We start from the raw sequence: 18,210 nt of genomic DNA on the forward strand, positions 1-18,210 counted from the left end.
AGCGAGTCAATCCCCGCCTCACCGCCATATTTAAAGAAGAGCTCGTACGCAAGTACGGGCTTTTTTTTTCGCATAATGCATTTGCCTGATGCAGGCGCGTAGGCCTGTTAAGCGAAGCGCCATCAGGCATGGTCGTTATTGTCGGCTGAGCAGCGTTAAAACCTCATAATGCGCGGTGTGTGGGAACATATCGAAAAGCTGGACGCGCTCAATGCGATACCCTGGTAACTCACGAATATCCTTCGCCATGGTTTGCGCATTACAGCTGGAATAAATGATAAAACGCGGTGCCATGTGAGAAAGAAAATCACACAGCGGTTTGCCAATTCCCCGACGCGGCGGATTCACCAGCACCAGGTCCGGTACTTCGCCCTGGGCGGTGGCAAACTGAGTCGAATCCAGGGCCTGAAAATGCAGATTTTGTAACCCAAGCTCCTGCGCAGACTGTTTCGCACAGGCAATCGCCTCTGGCGCGATTTCAATCCCCGTCAGTTTCATCTGCGGCGTGGCGCAGTGCAGACCAAAGCCCCCAACACCGCAAAACAGATCCCACATGTGATTAACCGGAAGCTGGCGTACCCAGTCGCGTGCCGTGGCATATAGCTGCCCCGCCACTACCGGGTTGGTCTGGAAGAAGCTCTGCGGGCGAATCCACAACGGTACATCGTTAAAACGCTCCGCCAGCGCCTGTTGTTCCGTCAGGTAGATTTCACTCTCCCCTTCCATAATTGCCATATGCACAGGCTGTATATTGGCAGTGATCACTTTTAACTGCGGAAGCTGTGCCTGCAGCCATGGTAGCGCCGCGCGCAGTTGTGCCAGTTTCGCGTCGGAACGCAGGACAAAACGCAGCATCATGCCGCCATCGAACCGGCTTTCTGTTAACAGCAGATACTTCAGCTCCCCGCGTTTTCGCGCCACGTTATAGGGCGTTAATCCCGCACGGGCGATAAACGGTTTGAGTGTGGCAAACACGGGCGCAAAAGACTCAGGATAAAGCGGACAGTCGCACAAATCCTCAGGTATACCGTCACGATGCAGCATTCCCAACAGCGGTTTCTCTACGCTGCCGCTAACCACCATTTTTGCTTTATTACGAAAAGCGCTTTCCGGGCCGCTGACTGGCGCGCACCATTCACCGACCGGATTATCGGCCAGCAGATTTTGCAGATCGGCTGTTTTGGCGAAGAGTTGATCGGCGACTGGCTGTGTTATCCACTGACAGGAGCGACAGCGTTCGGCGTCATAAAGTGCGCACTGCATACAAAAACCTACAAATTAACCGGGGGCCAAAATTATACACGTTATTGCAAGCGGAAGAACCGCCTGCTGGATGCAGGAACAAAAAGCAGCAGCAACACCAACATATCGGGCAGTTTTTGCATCACCAGGGTATGCAGGATTTCACGTTTAGACTCTCCCGCAATACTGAACAGTTCCGGATATCCGTAGCCCAACGAGGCTGCCCACAGATAGACACTGGCGATAATCTGGGTCAGCAGATAAATCCAGCGTGCCCAGTTCCGACCTTTTACCAACGAAAATGCGCAGTAAATTTCGATAAACAGCATCACCAGGCTAGCCAGAAACACCAGCGTTAAATTCCAGGTCTGTACGCTACGATGAATAAACTCACTGGTTCCACGCAACCCGAGCGTATTAAAAATCATCAACAGATCGAGACAGCGGATCATAATAATAGCCAGCGCCGCCACCTGCACCAAAGCAGGGACGTTTAAGCGGGCATGTGATATGGATGATTTCTTAAAAAATCCCAACGCGTCGTCTTCCATGAAAACGGCGCAGCCACCACAGCTGCGCCGAATAGACAGGTTGGCAGATTTTAGTTTTTTCAGCCACGTCTTGCACGTTGGATATCGCGAATCCGTTGTTTTTCTGTTCGCGCCATCAGATACCACGCGATAAATCCGATAATTCCTACCACGCCAAGTATCAGCGTCGCCAGTGCGTTGATCTCCGGATTAACCCCCATACGTACGCTGGAAAACACCAGCATGGGTAATGTTGTAGCACCGGGACCAGAGACAAAGCTGGCAATAACCAGGTCATCGAGCGACAGCGTAAAGGCCAGTAACCACCCGGAGATCACTGCTGGCATAATCATCGGTAGCGTGATGACGAAAAAGACCTTCAGCGGCGTGGCGCCAAGATCCATCGCCGCTTCCTCAATGGAATGATCCAGTTCGCGCAAACGTGAAGAGATAACGACCGCCACGTACGCTGTACAGAAAGTGACGTGCGCCAACCAGATGGTCAACATACCGCGATCCGCTGGCCAGCCGATGGCGTGCGCCAAAGCCACAAACAGCAGCAACAGCGACAAACCGGTAATGACATCCGGCATAACCAGCGGCGCGGTGATCATAAAGGCGAAGCCATTGGAACCGCGAAAACGACCAAAGCGCACCATCACTACGGCAGCTATGGTGCCGAGGATTGCTGCCATCGTCGCAGCACCAGCAGCAATCGTTAAGCTCATCCCGACGGCGCTTATCATCGCGCTATCGTGGAAAAGTTCACCATACCAACGCGTTGACCATCCCGCCCACACCGTCACCAGCTTGGAGCTGTTAAACGAATAGATAACCAACATCAACATCGGCGCGTACAGAAAGGTAAAACCCAGCACCAGAATAAAGATACGCCACGGTGAGCGAACGACAGGTAAGTTATTCATCCGTGTTCCCCTACGCTTTTTTGCTGATATTTGTGGAACCACATGATCGGCACAATCAGTAACAGCAGCATAATAATGGCGACAGCAGAAGCCACCGGCCAGTCGCGGTTATTGAAAAACTCCTGCCAAAGTACACGACCAATCATGATGCTGTCCGGGCCACCCAACAGTTCAGGGATCACGAACTCCCCAACAGCCGGAATAAACACCAGCATTGATCCGGCAATAATCCCGCCCTTAGTCAACGGCACGATCACGCTAAAGAAGGTTTTCAACGGCCGGGCACCTAAATCCAGCGCCGCTTCCACCAGCGAATAATCGATCCGCGTCAACGCGGTATAAATCGGCAGCACCATAAAAGGCAAATAGGCGTAAACAATTCCGATATAGACCGCCAGATTGGTGTGCAGAATCGTCAATGGTTGATCGATAACCCCCAGCCACAGCAGGAAGTTGTTCAGTACGCCGTTATTTTTCAGGATCCCCATCCAGGCGTACACGCGAATCAAAAACGAGGTCCAGGACGGTAGGATCACCAGCAGCAACAGGATATTACGCGTTGAGGGTTTGCTGTGCGCCACCGCCCATGCCAGCGGATATCCCAGTAGCAGGCAAAATAGCGTCGAAATCCCCGCCACCTGCAAAGATTGCAGGTACGCATCAAAATAGAGCGGATCGTCCGTCAGTTGCAGGAAATTACCTAAGTTGAGCGTGATGGATAGCTGATCGTCAGCCCATGAAACGAGGTCGGTATACGGCGGAATAGCACGTGCCATTTCAGCCAAACTGATTTTGAAGACGATCAAAAACGGCAGCAGAAACAGCAGCAATAGCCACACATACGGCAGCGCGATCACCAGCTTGCGCCCGTGCTTCATTTGCAGCCGCGACATAAACAGCGTGAATCGCCCCGCTTTATCCACGCGAGCCGGAGGTTCAAGTGTACTCATCTTCGCTCCTTAAACCGTCAACACCACACAGCTGTCCGCATCCCAACATAAACGGACTTCGTCACCCCAGGTGGGTAAGCCTTTACGATAACGATGTTCATTTTGTAGCTGGGCGCTCAGCATCTGGCCGCTTTTCAAACGCACGTGGTACACCGACAAATCGCCCAGATAGGCAATGTGCGCCACTTCACCTACCGCGAAGTTGTATCCTTCTGGCGGAGTGGCTTCGCAGAGCATGATTTTTTCCGGACGCAGCGCAACATACACCGGAACGTTATCGACAACAGAAGCATCGGCGTCCACTTTCAGCGGATGCATCAGGCCTAGAGACTCAATAATCAAACCATCTTCCTGACGTTCTTTCAGCAACCCCTCAAAGACGTTCACCGAACCGATAAATTCTGCGCTGTAACGCGTGGTCGGGTGCTCGTAGATCTCTTCCGGCTCGCCGATCTGCACAAATTTTCCACGGTTCATGATCGCAATGCGCCCTGCCATGGTCATGGCTTCTTCCTGATCGTGCGTCACCATCACGCAGGTCACGCCGACGCGCTCAAGGATATCCACCACTTCCAGTTGCATGCGGTCACGGAGCTTTTTATCCAGCGCTCCCATCGGTTCATCCAACAGCAGCAGTTTCGGGCGTTTCGCCAGGCTACGCGCCAACGCCACACGCTGGCGTTGACCGCCAGAAAGCTGATGCGGCTTACGTTTGGCAAACTCTTGCATATGCACCAGGCCCAACATCTCATTCACCCGACTGGCGATTTCAGCCTTTGGCAGTTTGTCCTGCTTGAGGCCAAAGGCAATGTTCTGTTCTACCGTCATGTGCGGAAACAAGGCATAAGACTGAAACATCATATTAATCGGGCGCAGATAAGGCGGGACATGCGCTAAATCGACGCCATCAAGCATAATTTGCCCGGTTGTCGGCAGCTCAAATCCCGCCAGCATCCGCAGCAGGGTCGATTTACCACAGCCGGACGCACCGAGCAGCGCAAATATTTCACCTTTATAGATAGTAAGATTGACGTCATCGACGGCATGCTGACCGTCAAATGACTTGGTCAGGTTGCGAATTTCGAGCAGCGGGGTCAGCGCCTTGCGGATTTTCGCCTGTGGGCGTGGGGTTGCATCATTCACTCTGGTGCTCTCCGGCATAAAACAAATAAACGGTGCAAATAACGCACCACGGTGGTGCGTATTGCCGGGTTTTGTGTGTCCGGGATCGGCACTGCCCGGCAGGCGTAAATCCTGCCAGGTCACGTCCCGTACATCGGGTTATTTCCCGCTTTTTACCTTCGTCCAGGCGCGAGTACGGACACGATCGATCTTCGGATCCTGAACTTTCAACGTGAACAGCTTGTCGCGGACATCCGCAGGCGGGTAAATACCAGGATTGTCGCGAACTTCCTGGCTAACCAGTGCTGTCGCTTCTTTGTTGGCATTGGCATAGAACACGTGGTCGGAAATATGCGCAATCACATCAGGACGCAACAGGTAGTTGAGGAACTGATAGGCTTCGTCTTTGTTTTTCGCATCGGCTGGCATCGCGAACACGTCAAAGAAGGCCATCGCACCTTCCTTCGGAATTGAGAAAGAAATATTGACGCCATTTTTCGCTTCTTTCGCACGGTTTGCCGCCTGCCATACGTCACCCGCCCAACCAATCGCCACACAGGTATCACCGTTTGCCAGGTCGTTAATGTACTGTGAAGAGTGGAAGTAGCGAATATTCGGACGCAGTTTCAACAGCAGCTCTGTTGCTGGTCCGGTGTAATCATCCGCTTTAGTACTGTTTGGATCTTTGCCCAAATAATTCAGCACGGTGGCAAACACTTCCTCGGGGGCATCGAGAAAGGAGACACCGCAGCTTTTGAGTTTTTCCAGGTTTTCTGGTTTGAGGATCAAATCCCAGCTATTGACCGGCGCATCCGGCCCCAGCACCTCTTTGACTTTATCGACGTTATAACCAATGCCGGTGGTTGCCCACATATACGGCATCGCGAACTTGTTGTCCGGATCGTGTTTGCCCACCAGCTTCAGCAGTTCTGGATCGAGGTTTTTCCAGCCCGGCAATTTGCTCTTATCCAGCGGCTGGAAGACGCCTGCGGTCAGTTGACGCTCAAGGAAACTGGCGGATGGAACGACAAGATCAAAGCCGGTGCTGCCAGCCATGAGCTTACCTTCCAGTACTTCATTAGAATCAAATACGTCATAGATAACTTTAATTCCGGTCTCTTTTTCGAAATTAGCCACCGTATCCGGGGCAATATAATCAGACCAGTTATAAATATGCAGCGTTTTTTGTTCAGCAGCGAGCGTGCCGGCAGAGATGGCCATCAGAGCACCCGCAACCAGGCCTGATAACCATTTTTTATTTAAGGCGGTCATAATCTCTTTCCTTCTGAAAGTTCGTTAACAAACGAACAAAAATGTCACACTCTAATGATATGCAAGAAACGTGCATATTCTTTCATGCGGCACCTATGAAAAGAGAGGCCTCTCCTCACGCCGCCATTGCGCGCTGGTATCTGCCCATGCATTCAACATGCATTGCGCCCGTAGGTCAGGTCACAAGGGGCTGTTTGAATGAGGGGGTTGATACGCTTTGCAAGAATAACTTTAGCCAGGATTTGTGGATATAGCCCAGATTAAAAAACGTCTTTTATCAATTTTTTATGCAGGAATTGTCTATGACGTAAAGCGGAAGGCGTCGAACACAGGTGAATAATTCTTTAACGAAAGGTTAAATACAGAATAAAAAATGGCAATACGCAACCGCTCTGGCAGCGGCTGCGCAATATATGTCCTGATGCAGGAAGAATTAATGGAGGAAATGAACTTCAGCGCTGCTGTTTTGCCCATCTTCTTCAGCGTTAAATAACAGTTGATGCGCGCCAGCTTCGAGGATCACCATCGATATTTGTTCTTCGCTCTGGTGAATAAAATATTCAAACTGCTCAAACGTCACGCCCGGCATAACGGATAAAGACTGGCAAACCACCAGCTTTGGCAGATTATCATCCTGCATATCCAGAAAGGCTTTCACCGTTAGTGAACTGGCGTTAATCGCGGACAGATCGGCGGCCAGGGGCAGCAGAGCAGAAGGTCTGACTTCTGCCATCGCGGAAAACAGAATGACGTTATCAACCAAATCAACTTTTGCATCAAAGATGCCGTCAAAATTCTGCATGTGCGGTAAATGCAGTGCCTGACAGGTATCGCATTCAAAAAAACTCATGCCCAGGTCGTCGAGCCATTGACGCAACGTATCCAGAGTGGGAACGACCAGTGATGTCATAATAATGTGCGACCTCAATTGATGAAAAAAATACCGGCACAGCTTACGCAAAAAGCGCGTGTCATACTACGACAGCAATCGATATTGTGCTTAGCCGCCGATTTTAAGGCAAAATTCAGGAGTAGCGTGACGCTCGATCCACTGGATCATCTTGCAGGCAATGTCTATTCCGGTAGTTTTCTCCACCCCTTCCAGTCCAGGAGACGCGTTGACTTCCATGACCAGCGGCCCACGTTCAGCGCGCAGAATATCAACGCCTGCAACGTCCAGACCCATAGTCTGCGCGGCTTTGAGCGCAATTTCTCTTTCACGAGGCGTGATATTCGCAATCGTGGCGACCCCGCCACGATGGAGATTAGACCGAAAATCGCCCTCTTTCGCCCGGCGTTCAATGGCGGCCACCACCTCGTCACCCACCACAAAACAGCGAATATCTCGTCCTTTCGCTTCTTTGATATATTCCTGAACCAGGATATGGGCATTCAACCCACGAAAAGCATCCACTACGCTTTCTGCGGCCTGCCGAGTTTCCGCCAGGACCACGCCAATCCCCTGCGTGCCTTCAACGAGTTTCACCACCAGCGGCGCACCACCAACCATGTCAATCATGTCGCTGGTATCATCCGGAGAGTGAGCTATTCCGGTGATGGGCAAATCAATCCCCTGACGCGCCAGCAACTGCAGCGAACGCAGCTTATCGCGCGCCCGCGTAATCGCTACCGACTCATTCAGCGGATAGCTACCTAACATCTCAAACTGGCGCAACGCCGCCGTACCATAAAAGGTAATCGCCGAACCAATCCTTGGGATCACCGCGTCGAAATGGGGAAGCTGACGGCCCTTGTAATGAATTGAGGACGCCGCCGGGCTAATGTTCATATAGCAAGAAAGGGGATCGATAATTTCTACCAGGTGACCGCGCTGCATCGCCGCTTCGCGCAGGCGCTTACAAGAATAGAGCGTTCCGTCCCGGGACAAAATGGCAATTTTCACCCTGTACCTCTCTGAATGACCTGGTTGAAGCTGGCATATCATACACTGGGTTAAAATCTTTAGCGCGTGGCCCATCCCTGTTTATGCAAATATTCCAGGATAAAGGGGCGACTTTCTTTGATAATGGTACGGCGAATATGATCGCTCCAGGTATCGCGACGCGCATTGCTAGCACGAGTCAGATAATACTGCGCAAGCTGCTCATCATATTGCGACAAAACCTCGCTGTTGAGTGGCTGATACTGGTTTTCGTGCACCACCAGCGACGCCGGCAGACGCGGCTTGATATCCGGGTTATCCGCAGGCCAGCCCAGGCACAAGCCAAACAACGGCAGAACGTGTTGCGGAAGCTTCAGCAGTTCGGTAACCGGTTCAATATTGTTACGCAAACCGCCAATAAACACACCGCCAAGTCCCAACGATTCTGCCGCTGTTAACGCATTTTGCGCCATCATCGCAGTATCAACCACACCCAGCAGCAGTTGTTCCGCCAGCCCAAGTTGCGCGTCAGGACAAATCTGCAGATGCCGATTAAAATCAGCGCAAAACACCCAGAACTCCGCAGCCCGCGCCACATGTTTTTGTCCGCCGGATAAGGTAGCCAGTGATTCGCGCAGGGCTTTGTCCGTGATGCGAACGATGGTCGTGCACTGCAAAAAACTCGAGCTTGACGTCCCCTGAGCGGCGGCAATGATCGCCTCTCGCTGTGCATCCGAAATAGCATCATCGGTGAAATGGCGAATGGAACGGTGGCTGCGTAATAAATCAATGGTTGGCGTCATCTCTTTTATCTCTGTCTGAACGGGAAGAATCGCCGGGGGCTTGTGACATCAGCTGCGGCGCCAGCATCTTAGCAATACGCCACGTTAATCCCACCGCGGCGGGAAGCATCAGCAGCACGCCCAGAAATATCATTACCACACAGGCTAACGGGCTGTTAAGCGGTGCGGGTAAGGAGAGGTAATCGTTAAGCGATAGCAGCGCCAGCGATAACAAAACCATCCCTATTATTTCCAGCATCAATACGCTTTTGGGTAATACACCAATTGTGCGCATAAGCGGCCTCCCGGCGAAATGGCTTTCATTATAAAACGTTCCACCTTGTCGTGTTTAACAGTTATAGCTTGAGGATATCAAAGCAACAGGCTGAACCTGCTTTCCATCCGTCACAAATCGCGGCATCATAACAAGTATTGCCATCCGGCCTGATAAGTTCGAGGAGAGAGAGATGTTTGCCGTTATTTTTGGTCGTCCGGGGTGCCCATATTGCGTGCGCGCAAAAGAATTAGCAGAAAAATTAAGCAATGAGCATGACGATTTTAACTTCCGCTACATTGATATCCATGCCGAAGGTATTACGAAGGCCGATCTGGAAAAGACGGTAGGTAAGCCAGTTGAAACCGTACCGCAGATTTTTGTTGATCAAAAACACATCGGCGGCTGCACGGATTTTGAAGCGTGGGCAAAAGAGAACATGAATCTGTTCGCCTGATAGCTGTTTCTACGCCCTCCGCTGGAGGGCGTTATCAGTTCTTTTTCCGTCGTTGATGCTGAGTGAACAAGCTGCTGATAAACAAAAAACATAATGCGCCAAGCGCGCACCAAAACACTGCACTAAACAACCACGCCAGCTCTTGCCACAATGAACGCGTCGGCATAAAAACGAACCGCATCAGTAACAGACAGCACGGCGCCGCCAACATTGCACCAAGAAGGGGTTTGAGCACCTCCCGACGATGGGAGAAAAAGCTTGCTGCAGCACCAGGCAGGATGAAAAATAATAATCCGACCTCAGGATGCCCTGCCGCTCTGAATGCCCCTTTCACGTTCAGCGTTAACGAAAGACACACTACAATAAAGAGCACAAAGCAACAGACCGCACCCGCCCAACTTCGCTTATGTTTCAATCGTTCCTCCTGACACATTCTCTATCGAACACTCTTTTCGCCTACAGGCGTCCAGTCAGATAAAGTAACCTGGCATTCCATGCCAAAAACACACTCACACGATTCTTATAGCCGTTGATACGTAATGAGATTAAACTAGCCGCATATATTGTTACGCTGCATTATTCGGGGCTGTGTATGACGCTGTCGCCCCCTTAATTTCTGGCAAAAACATTAGCGTAAATTGCCATTTCTTTCAATAGCTTACTAGTAAACAAGAAGTTAGCCTCCGTGAATATAAACGTCGCAGATTTGTTAAATGGGAATTACATCCTGTTATTATTTGTGGTCCTGGCTCTGGGCTTATGTCTGGGTAAATTGCGCCTGGGTTCAGTCCAACTCGGTAATTCCATTGGCGTTTTAGTGGTGTCCCTATTATTAGGCCAGCAGCACTTTAGTATTAACACCGATGCATTAAATCTCGGCTTTATGCTGTTTATTTTTTGTGTCGGCGTCGAAGCCGGCCCCAACTTTTTTTCGATTTTTTTTCGCGATGGGAAAAATTATCTAATGCTTGCTCTGGTGATGGTCGGCAGCGCAATGCTGATCGCCCTGGGGCTGGGTAAGCTATTTGGCTGGGACATCGGCCTGACGGCAGGTATGCTGGCCGGCTCAATGACCTCAACGCCAGTGCTGGTCGGCGCAGGTGACACCTTGCGCCACTCGGGGATGACAGGAACACAACTGTCGACCGCTCTCGACAACCTAAGTCTCGGTTATGCGCTCACCTATTTGATTGGTCTGGTCAGCCTGATTGTCGGCGCCCGCTACCTGCCAAAACTTCAGCATCAGGATCTACAAACCAGCGCCCAACAAATCGCACGCGAACGCGGTCTGGACACCGACGCCACGCGTAAGGTTTATCTGCCGGTCATTCGCGCCTATCGCGTAGGCCCGGAGCTGGTGGCATGGGCCGATGGTAAAAATCTGCGCGAACTGGGTATTTATCGTCAGACCGGTTGTTACATTGAACGTATCCGTCGCAACGGCATCCTGGCGAATCCGGATGGTGATGCAGTGCTGCAAATGGGCGATGAGATAGCCCTGGTGGGTTATCCGGACGCGCATGCCCGCCTCGATCCCAGCTTCCGTAACGGTAAAGAGGTGTTCGATCGCGATCTGCTCGATATGCGCATCGTCACTGAGGAAATTGTGGTGAAAAACCATAATGCCGTTGGTCGTCGCCTGGCCCAGTTGAAATTGACCGATCACGGTTGTTTCCTCAACCGCGTGATCCGTAGCCAGATTGAAATGCCGATTGATGACAACGTCGTGCTCAATAAAGGTGACGTATTGCAGGTCAGCGGAGATGCTCGCCGCGTGAAAACCATTGCCGATCGTATCGGCTTCATTTCGATTCACAGTCAGGTGACCGATCTGCTGGCCTTCTGCGCTTTCTTTATCATCGGTCTGATGATCGGGATGATCACCTTCCAGTTCAGTAATTTCAGCTTCGGCATCGGGAATGCGGCTGGACTGCTGTTCGCGGGGATCATGCTGGGCTTCCTGCGTGCCAACCACCCAACGTTTGGCTACATCCCACAGGGTGCGCTGAACATGGTGAAAGAGTTTGGCCTGATGGTCTTTATGGCAGGTGTCGGTTTAAGCGCGGGCAGCGGCATTGGCAATGGCCTTGGTGTCGTCGGTGGCCAAATGTTGATTGCCGGTCTGGTTGTCAGCCTGGTGCCGGTTGTCATCTGTTTCTTGTTCGGTGCTTACGTATTACGTATGAACCGCGCTCTGTTGTTTGGCGCCATGATGGGGGCACGAACCTGCGCTCCGGCAATGGAAATCATCAGCGATACGGCACGCAGCAATATCCCCGCATTAGGTTATGCCGGGACCTACGCAATCGCCAACGTGCTGCTGACATTAGCGGGGACGCTGATCGTCATTGTCTGGCCCGGCCTTGGTTAGCGCTGAAATTTACCCTTAAACGAAAAATTTTTGCAGTTAAGCAGAACTTTTCTTCAAGGCGTCAGTCATAACTATTGCCACTGCTTTTCTTTGATGTCCCCAATTTGTGGAGCCCATCAACCCCGCCGTTTTGGTTCAAGGTTGATGGGTTTTTTGTTGCCTGAAATTCAAACCCATCTAATGAATGACTGTTACCGTACTGCCTCAGGGGAGTCATAGCCCAATCTGTACGATCAGTTGGTCCATATTTGCTGACATTTGTCGACTTCTCTCTCTGCGAGCGCCACGAGGCAACGATTCCCGCGCAAATTTTGCAGCGCGTATTGCATTGTTTCTTTAGTTGGATGCTTGGGCCTAATTTTAAAGATCTCTACATAGATTCTTTTTAGGTGTTGTGTCCTCTTATGTCGTTGTATAGTCTTTCGTACATAAATATAAAAGTGACTCAGGACAGTTTGATGACTTTCAGTAACGAAACTATTTTGGCTTGCCAGATCACAGCAGCAATTTTTATGGGGTGGGATTACTTCATGCCTAAGTCTCATAGAAAACTTCTAAACAGGAAGTTAAGAGAGTATTTTTCAGGTGTGCAGAGTAATGTTGATAACGATATCGGGAAGACTGTTGAATACATTATCGTTGGTATAAGACCTATCCTGCTATCATTATCGATGGTTGTCATCGGCGTAATCCTAATGCGTACTGGCATCAAAAACCATATTCTATCCACTTGATTTTTCTTACTTTTAAATCCAGGAACTTTAACAATTTTTTGTATCGGCTTTAATTATCCTTTAGGTGTATTTGTAAAAATCATTACCCCTCTGGGCTTAGGCGGTATATTCAGAATCACCACAACTTTCCTGTTAAATACTGAAAAAGGACCAGTGGCAGGTGTAGGTTTTCTAGCCTTAGTTATCTCATTCATCATGAGATACTTTAATTTAAAATAGTTATATCAGGATTCTGTAGTATAAATTCTAAGTTCAGCTATCTGAGACTAAATTTGCAGCATGCCCGTTATGGCACATACTTTACTCGGTGCTAAATGGTGATGGGGTTGCTATGTTACTCTCAGGCAAAGTCGCAGTGATCTTCGGTGGCAGCGGCGCGATTGGTAATGCGGTTGCGCAGGCGATGACGCGCGAAGGCGCCCATGTGTATCTGGGCGCGCGCCGTCAGGAAAAGCTGGATTGGGCCGCCAGCAGCATCCGAACAGCAGGCGGTACCGTCGATACCTTTATCACCGATGTACTCGACGAACACGACGCATCAAAACAAATTACTCAACTTGCGCAGCAAACCGGTGGAATAGATGTGGTGGTTAACGCAACGGGATTTATGGACGAACAGGGCAAGCGCATCGATGCATTATCCCTCTCTGAGTTTATGAGCGGTATCACCCCTTTTCTTGCGGCGCAGTTCAATATCGCAAAAGCCGTAACGCCGCACATGGGCGGCAATCGAGCGGGCGTTATTCTCACCATCGTTGCGCCCGCAGCCCCGATGGCGATGCCCGGGCATCTCGGCCATATCGTCGGCTGTGCAGGAACTGAGGCTTTTATTAAGGCGCTCGCCAGCGAGACAGGACCAATAAACATTCGTGTCGTCGGCGTGCGCTCGCATGCGATTGTGGATGCTGTAGCGGCAGGCTCCTATACCGGAGAAATTTTCACCGCTAAAGCACAGTCAATGGGGTTAACCGTCGATCAATGGTTAGGGGGGCGGCGCAAAGTACTATGCTCGCGCGCCTGCCTACGCTTGCACAAATCGCTGAGGTTACAACCTTTCTCGCTTCAGACCATGCCAGCGCCATGACCGCCACAGTGGTGAATATTACCGGGGGCGCCACCGTAAGCTAATTTACCCGCTTTTCACGCCATGCGCTGCTATCGATTACTGGCAGCAGCGTGGCTATACGCCCAATATCAGTTTTCACAGCAACTCTTTTGAAGCAATAAGAAGCCTGGTTGCAAAAGGCAGAGGGATAACCATTTTATCCGACCAGGTGTATCGCCCGTGGTCACTGGATGGTCTGCGCGTCATGCACAGCACGATTGATGATTTTATTACTTATATGGATATCGGGACGGTAAAAAAAGCCGCCCGACCGTTGACGCCAGAGGCGGTAAAAGTCATTGATTTTTTACGTCAGGCCGTTACCCGCCTCGACAAACCATTTTGAGGATTTTATCTCTGCGGCAATTCGGCAATACGCTCCACCATCATCAGAATATCTTCTCGCTGCAGCGGTTTTTTGTCCGTGACAAAATGCAGCGTCATCCCCTCGATAAACGCATCCAGCGCCCGCGCGGTAATCGGTTCGAACCACTGCTCCAGCGTTTGTTGGCTGCGCAGCATCCAGTTTTGCATCACCGTTTTCAGTGCCGGTTTACGACAGGCAAATGCGTACAGTTGGTACATGAGTTCCATATTATCGGGCGTTGTGACCTGGGAACTGTAAATCATATCGGTAATGGCATGGCAGGCCGCCTGCGCATCAACGACATCGGCAAAAAAAGCTTGATACTGATGAGACATAGTATGCGTAAAACAGCTGAATGCCTCCATCAGCAGCTCATCTATTCCCGCAAAATAATAGGTCATTGAGCCCAGAGGCACCTCGGCAATCATAGCGATTTTACGGTGTGTAACCCCATGAATACCATGGATTACTACCGCTTTAAGGGTGGCCTGAACTATTTTTTCCCGCCGCTGCGGATCGTTCGCACGTCGCACTGCATTACCTCTTCTTGCGTTTGTGTACAAATGTACACAACCTTGCTAATGTTGTCTTCTTTCCTCTTTTCTTTGGCTCGAATTCATGACTGGCATCTCATCACGCAAAGCCTTAAGACGTCGCACCTGGGCGCTGTTCACGTTCTTCTTTTTACCAGGATTATTAATGGCCTCCTGGGCAACGCGTACCCCTGCCATCAGAGATATTCTCTCCATCTCTACCGCCGAAATGGGCGCGGTGCTGTTTGGACTCTCTATTGGTTCGATGAGTGGCATTCTTTGTTCGGCCTGGCTGGTGAAACGATTTGGCACGCGGAAAGTGATCCGCACCACCATGTCGTGTGCAGTTATCGGAATGACTATCCTCAGCGTGGCACTCTGGCTGAATTCGGCATGGCTTTTCGCATTTGGTCTGGCCGTGTTTGGCGCCAGCTTTGGCGCAGCAGAAGTGGCTATCAACGTCGAAGGTGCGGCGGTTGAACGCGAAATGAATAAAACCGTGCTGCCGATGATGCATGGTTTTTACAGCCTCGGAACGCTGGCGGGCGCAGGAGTCGGGATGATGCTTACCGCCTTCAGCGTCCCGGCAACCGCGCATATTCTGCTGGCGGCGCTGGTAGCTATCACTCCTATCTTCATCGCCATCAAAGCGATTCCTGACGGCACGGGTAAAAATGCCGCTGACGGCTCTCACTCCAGCGAAAAAGGGCTGCCTTTTTATCGCGATATCCAGTTATTGCTGATTGGCGTCGTGGTGCTCGCAATGGCATTTGCTGAAGGTTCCGCCAACGACTGGCTTCCACTGCTGATGGTGGACGGACACGGGTTTAGCCCGACATCAGGCTCGCTTATTTATGCCGGATTTACGCTGGGCATGACCGTTGGCCGATTTACCGGCGGCTGGTTCATCGACCGTTACAGTCGCGTCACGGTGGTACGCGCCAGTGCGCTAATGGGCGCACTCGGGATTAGCCTGATTATTTTTGTCGACAGTACATGGGTGGCCGGAGTTTCCGTTATTCTGTGGGGGCTCGGCGCGTCGCTCGGCTTCCCACTGACCATTTCGGCTGCCAGCGACACTGGCCCTGATGCGCCAACCCGCGTCAGCGTTGTCGCAACCACCGGCTATCTGGCGTTCCTGGTTGGACCGCCGCTGCTGGGATACCTTGGTGAACACTACGGCCTGCGCAGCGCTATGTTGGTGGTGCTGACGCTGGTGCTTGTTGCCGCCATCGTCGCAAAAGCGGTGGCGAAACCCGATCTCAAAAATACCACTGTGATGGAGAACAGCTAATGGCTATTAAGTTAATTGCGGTCGACATGGACGGCACATTTTTAAGCGATCAAAAAACCTATAATCGTGAACGGTTTATGGCGCAATACCGCCAGATGAAAGAACAAGGCATCCGCTTTGTGGTCGCCAGCGGCAACCAGTATTACCAGCTCATCTCCTTTTTCCCCGAGCTGGCCAGTGAAATCTCCTTTGTTGCCGAAAACGGCGGTTGGGTGGTCAGTGAAGGGGAAGATGTCTTTAACGGCGAACTGGCAAAAGACGATTTTCAGGCCATCGTGGAACATCTGCTGACACGTACGGACATTGATATTATCGCCTGCGGTAAAAGCAGCGCTTATACGCTGAAGCAGTACAGCGATGAACATAAGGCTGTTTCCGCCATGTACTATCATCGTCTTGAATTTGTCGATAACTTCGACAACATCAACGATGTATTCTTCAAATTTGGCCTGAATATCTCCGACGATCGCATTCCACAGGTGCAGGCAGATCTTCATGAGGCGATTGGCGATATTATGGTTCCGGTACATACCGGCTACGGCAGCATCGATTTAATTATTCCCGGCGTGCATAAAGCAAACGGTCTGCGTCTGCTGCAACAACGCTGGAATATTACCGACGATGAGGTTGTCGTGTTTGGCGATGGCGGAAATGATATCGAGATGCTGCGCCAGGCAGGGTTTAGTTTTGCAATGGCGAACGCCCATGAACCGGTTATCCAGGCGGCGAAATATCGCGCGGGATCGAACAACGAAGAGGGCGTCCTGGATATTATCGACCGCGTGTTAAACAATGAAGCACCATTTACGCATTAACACCTCAGCACAGACGGCAACAAAATGATGGCATGATCATCGAACATCAGATTGACGATCACCACTAAGTTTCTGCCAGGCCCGGACAACCGGGCTTTAGCCTTCCCGGGAATCCCCTACCCATTTATCTTTCAGGAAGATAACCATCAGAATCAGCCATAGCACGCCGCTTGCCAGATTGAACAGGCTGAACAAGCCGTTGCCTCCCAACAGATAAGCGTGTTTACTTAGTTCAATACCGACGGTAAAAATCAGCATCTGCAGCATGCCCATGGCGGCAGAAACTGTTCCTTTACTCATTTCACTGGCAAACAACGTCAGACGGACCAGCCCCGCATTCGCCACGCCAATACCAAATGCATAGATGCTCAAACCCGCCGTCATCCAAAGATATGCATGGGATGACACCACCGTGGCCGCAGCGGCAATAATCAGCCCGACAGCGATTGGCCAGCCACCCATAATAATCAGCGAACGCACCGTTTTTCGCGAGGTCAAACGAGCCAGCACCAGGTTACCGGCAATCAGCGCACCAAAAATCGGCACCTGCAACAGACCATATTCGTAACTGCTGAGGTGTTCACCGCTAATGATAATAATTGGGGATTGCGCAATCCAGGCCAATAACGGCAGACTGACAAAACCCAGTGCCAGCGCACCTGCAACAAAACGTACGTTTCTGAGCACCAGTTTATAATCTTTACCCAGCTCTTTAATGGACAGCTTTTCGCCCATCCGGGTTGCTGTTTCCGGCATCGCACGTTGCAAACCAAAAAAGGAGATGGCCGCAAGAGCTGCAAACAAGATAAACATGCCTTCCCACGGCAGAACATGCACCCAGGCTGCGCCAACTAATGGTCCCAGCAGCGGTGCAATTAGCGCCACGTTTGCCATCAGCGCGGTAATTTTTATGCAGACCGCTTCTTCAAACGACTCCTGTATGGCGGCGTAGCCCACTGCGCCAATGAAGCACAGGCTTATCCCTTGTAAAAAACGCAGGAAAGTAAACTGTTCAATATTCTGCGCAAGCAGGGTCGCAAGGCAGGTCACAATGAACCAGAACACGCCGGTTAGCATCACCGGACGACGCCCAACACGATCCGATAGCGGTCCTAACAGCCACTGTAAAAACATGCCGCCAGCCAGATAGGCGGTCATGGATGTGGGTACCCAATCTAATCCTGCATTGTATTGCTCCACCACCGCCAACATTCCAGGCTGGATCATATCGTTGCCGATATAAGTAGAGAATTCGTAAAGCACCAGACAGAGAGGGAAAAGTAATGCCTGACGCCCCAAACGGGCGCCTGAAGATAAACGGTTCTGCATGCAGTCTCTTAGCTATAGAAAAATCGCGCAAAGTGTAATAAATGCGCCGTACTGGTGATAGTGAATTATGTGATTTGAAAGCAAAAAGCGCACATTTTTACATTCATTTGCTCAAGAAGATTTTGCTTTAAGGTTAATTTAAGTTGTGGTCGCTATCATGCTCAATAAGTCTCATTAATTGTCTCAAAAATAGTCATTTAGCAGACAAATAAGACAAGACCGCTT

19 protein-coding genes and 1 pseudogene are annotated in these 18,210 nt (G+C 50.9%); 7 read left to right on the forward strand and 13 right to left on the reverse strand.

Annotated features, from left to right (window positions below):
* Nucleotides 1-135 precede the first annotated feature (135 nt).
* The 10 genes from rlmC to OGY15_RS01885 all read right to left on the reverse strand — a co-directional run bounded on the left by rlmC (nt 136) and on the right by OGY15_RS01885 (nt 9,001).
* Nucleotides 136-1,263 (reverse strand): 23S rRNA (uracil(747)-C(5))-methyltransferase RlmC, encoded by a 1,128-nt coding sequence (gene rlmC / locus OGY15_RS01840; RefSeq protein ID WP_187260378.1) that lies wholly within the window; start codon nt 1,261-1,263, stop codon nt 136-138.
* Between the two features lie 41 nt (nt 1,264-1,304).
* A complete protein-coding gene (locus tag OGY15_RS01845) occupies nt 1,305-1,793 on the reverse strand; it encodes a YbjO family protein (protein WP_187252730.1) in 489 nt (162 codons plus the stop codon).
* 59 nt (nt 1,794-1,852) lie between these two features.
* Nucleotides 1,853-2,698 (reverse strand): putrescine ABC transporter permease PotI, encoded by an 846-nt coding sequence (potI, locus tag OGY15_RS01850; RefSeq protein WP_003831669.1) that lies wholly within the window; start codon nt 2,696-2,698, stop codon nt 1,853-1,855.
* Entirely contained in the window at nt 2,695-3,648 is a 954-nt protein-coding gene (gene potH / locus OGY15_RS01855; RefSeq protein WP_151219651.1) for a putrescine ABC transporter permease PotH, read from the reverse strand. Before potH ends, potI begins: the two co-directional genes overlap by 4 nt.
* Nucleotides 3,649-3,657: 9 nt before the next feature.
* Complete coding sequence (potG, locus tag OGY15_RS01860; RefSeq protein ID WP_286538149.1) at nt 3,658-4,791, reverse strand: putrescine ABC transporter ATP-binding subunit PotG; 1,134 nt, start codon at nt 4,789-4,791, stop codon at nt 3,658-3,660.
* Nucleotides 4,792-4,929: 138 nt separating this feature from the next.
* A complete protein-coding gene (gene potF / locus OGY15_RS01865; protein WP_210904878.1) occupies nt 4,930-6,042 on the reverse strand; it encodes a spermidine/putrescine ABC transporter substrate-binding protein PotF in 1,113 nt (370 codons plus the stop codon).
* A gap of 433 nt (nt 6,043-6,475) precedes the next feature.
* Complete coding sequence (locus OGY15_RS01870) at nt 6,476-6,952, reverse strand: type III secretion system chaperone family protein (RefSeq protein ID WP_286537874.1); 477 nt, start codon at nt 6,950-6,952, stop codon at nt 6,476-6,478.
* 90 nt (nt 6,953-7,042) lie between these two features.
* On the reverse strand, nt 7,043-7,945 hold the full coding sequence (gene rimK, locus OGY15_RS01875) for a 30S ribosomal protein S6--L-glutamate ligase (RefSeq protein ID WP_151219648.1): 903 nt from the start codon (nt 7,943-7,945) through the stop codon (nt 7,043-7,045).
* A gap of 59 nt (nt 7,946-8,004) precedes the next feature.
* Nucleotides 8,005-8,727: a nitroreductase NfsA gene (nfsA, locus tag OGY15_RS01880; protein WP_151219647.1), complete on the reverse strand. Its 723-nt coding sequence runs from the start codon at nt 8,725-8,727 to the stop codon at nt 8,005-8,007.
* Nucleotides 8,711-9,001 carry a YbjC family protein gene (locus tag OGY15_RS01885; protein ID WP_151219646.1) on the reverse strand — a complete coding sequence of 97 codons (291 nt, stop codon included), beginning with the start codon at nt 8,999-9,001 and terminating at the stop codon, nt 8,711-8,713. Before OGY15_RS01885 ends, nfsA begins: the two co-directional genes overlap by 17 nt.
* Nucleotides 9,002-9,173: 172 nt before the next feature.
* Between OGY15_RS01885 and OGY15_RS01890 the strand changes: the two genes are divergently transcribed.
* On the forward strand, nt 9,174-9,437 hold the full coding sequence (locus OGY15_RS01890) for a GrxA family glutaredoxin (protein WP_016152408.1): 264 nt from the start codon (nt 9,174-9,176) through the stop codon (nt 9,435-9,437).
* 34 nt (nt 9,438-9,471) lie between these two features.
* On the opposite strand, the gene OGY15_RS01895 is transcribed toward OGY15_RS01890, so the two are convergent.
* Nucleotides 9,472-9,852 (reverse strand): inner membrane protein YbjM, encoded by a 381-nt coding sequence (locus tag OGY15_RS01895; RefSeq protein ID WP_286537881.1) that lies wholly within the window; start codon nt 9,850-9,852, stop codon nt 9,472-9,474.
* Nucleotides 9,853-10,122: 270 nt separating this feature from the next.
* Here OGY15_RS01895 and OGY15_RS01900 point away from each other — a divergent pair, with 270 nt between their 5' ends.
* The 4 genes and pseudogenes from OGY15_RS01900 (at nt 10,123) to OGY15_RS01915 (ending at nt 13,993) form a co-directional block, all read left to right on the forward strand.
* On the forward strand, nt 10,123-11,808 hold the full coding sequence (locus tag OGY15_RS01900; RefSeq protein ID WP_187252731.1) for an aspartate:alanine antiporter: 1,686 nt from the start codon (nt 10,123-10,125) through the stop codon (nt 11,806-11,808).
* 458 nt (nt 11,809-12,266) lie between these two features.
* Entirely contained in the window at nt 12,267-12,542 is a 276-nt protein-coding gene (locus OGY15_RS01905) for a hypothetical protein (protein ID WP_187260381.1), read from the forward strand.
* A 331-nt stretch (nt 12,543-12,873) separates the two neighbouring features.
* Nucleotides 12,874-13,670, forward strand: a pseudogene (locus OGY15_RS01910) (SDR family NAD(P)-dependent oxidoreductase).
* A 65-nt stretch (nt 13,671-13,735) separates the two neighbouring features.
* Entirely contained in the window at nt 13,736-13,993 is a 258-nt protein-coding gene (locus OGY15_RS01915; protein ID WP_414078354.1) for a LysR substrate-binding domain-containing protein, read from the forward strand.
* Between the two features lie 5 nt (nt 13,994-13,998).
* Here OGY15_RS01915 and OGY15_RS01920 read toward each other — a convergent pair whose 3' ends face one another.
* Entirely contained in the window at nt 13,999-14,547 is a 549-nt protein-coding gene (locus OGY15_RS01920; protein WP_187252733.1) for a TetR/AcrR family transcriptional regulator, read from the reverse strand.
* Nucleotides 14,548-14,632: 85 nt separating this feature from the next.
* Here OGY15_RS01920 and OGY15_RS01925 point away from each other — a divergent pair, with 85 nt between their 5' ends.
* Both OGY15_RS01925 and OGY15_RS01930 read left to right on the forward strand, forming a co-directional pair.
* The gene (locus OGY15_RS01925) at nt 14,633-15,841 is read left to right on the forward strand and encodes an MFS transporter (protein WP_151225008.1); all 1,209 of its coding nucleotides are present in this window, start codon (nt 14,633-14,635) and stop codon (nt 15,839-15,841) included.
* A complete protein-coding gene (locus tag OGY15_RS01930) occupies nt 15,841-16,656 on the forward strand; it encodes a Cof-type HAD-IIB family hydrolase (RefSeq protein WP_151225006.1) in 816 nt (271 codons plus the stop codon). Before OGY15_RS01925 ends, OGY15_RS01930 begins: the two co-directional genes overlap by 1 nt.
* A 96-nt stretch (nt 16,657-16,752) precedes the next feature.
* Here the strand turns inward: OGY15_RS01930 and OGY15_RS01935 are convergent, their stop codons facing one another.
* Nucleotides 16,753-17,985 (reverse strand): MFS transporter, encoded by a 1,233-nt coding sequence (locus OGY15_RS01935; RefSeq protein ID WP_286537901.1) that lies wholly within the window; start codon nt 17,983-17,985, stop codon nt 16,753-16,755.
* Nucleotides 17,986-18,210: the final 225 nt, after the last annotated feature.

Source organism: Citrobacter sp. Cu231, from assembly GCF_030332265.1.
GTDB classification, from domain to species: domain Bacteria; phylum Pseudomonadota; class Gammaproteobacteria; order Enterobacterales; family Enterobacteriaceae; genus Citrobacter; species Citrobacter meridianamericanus.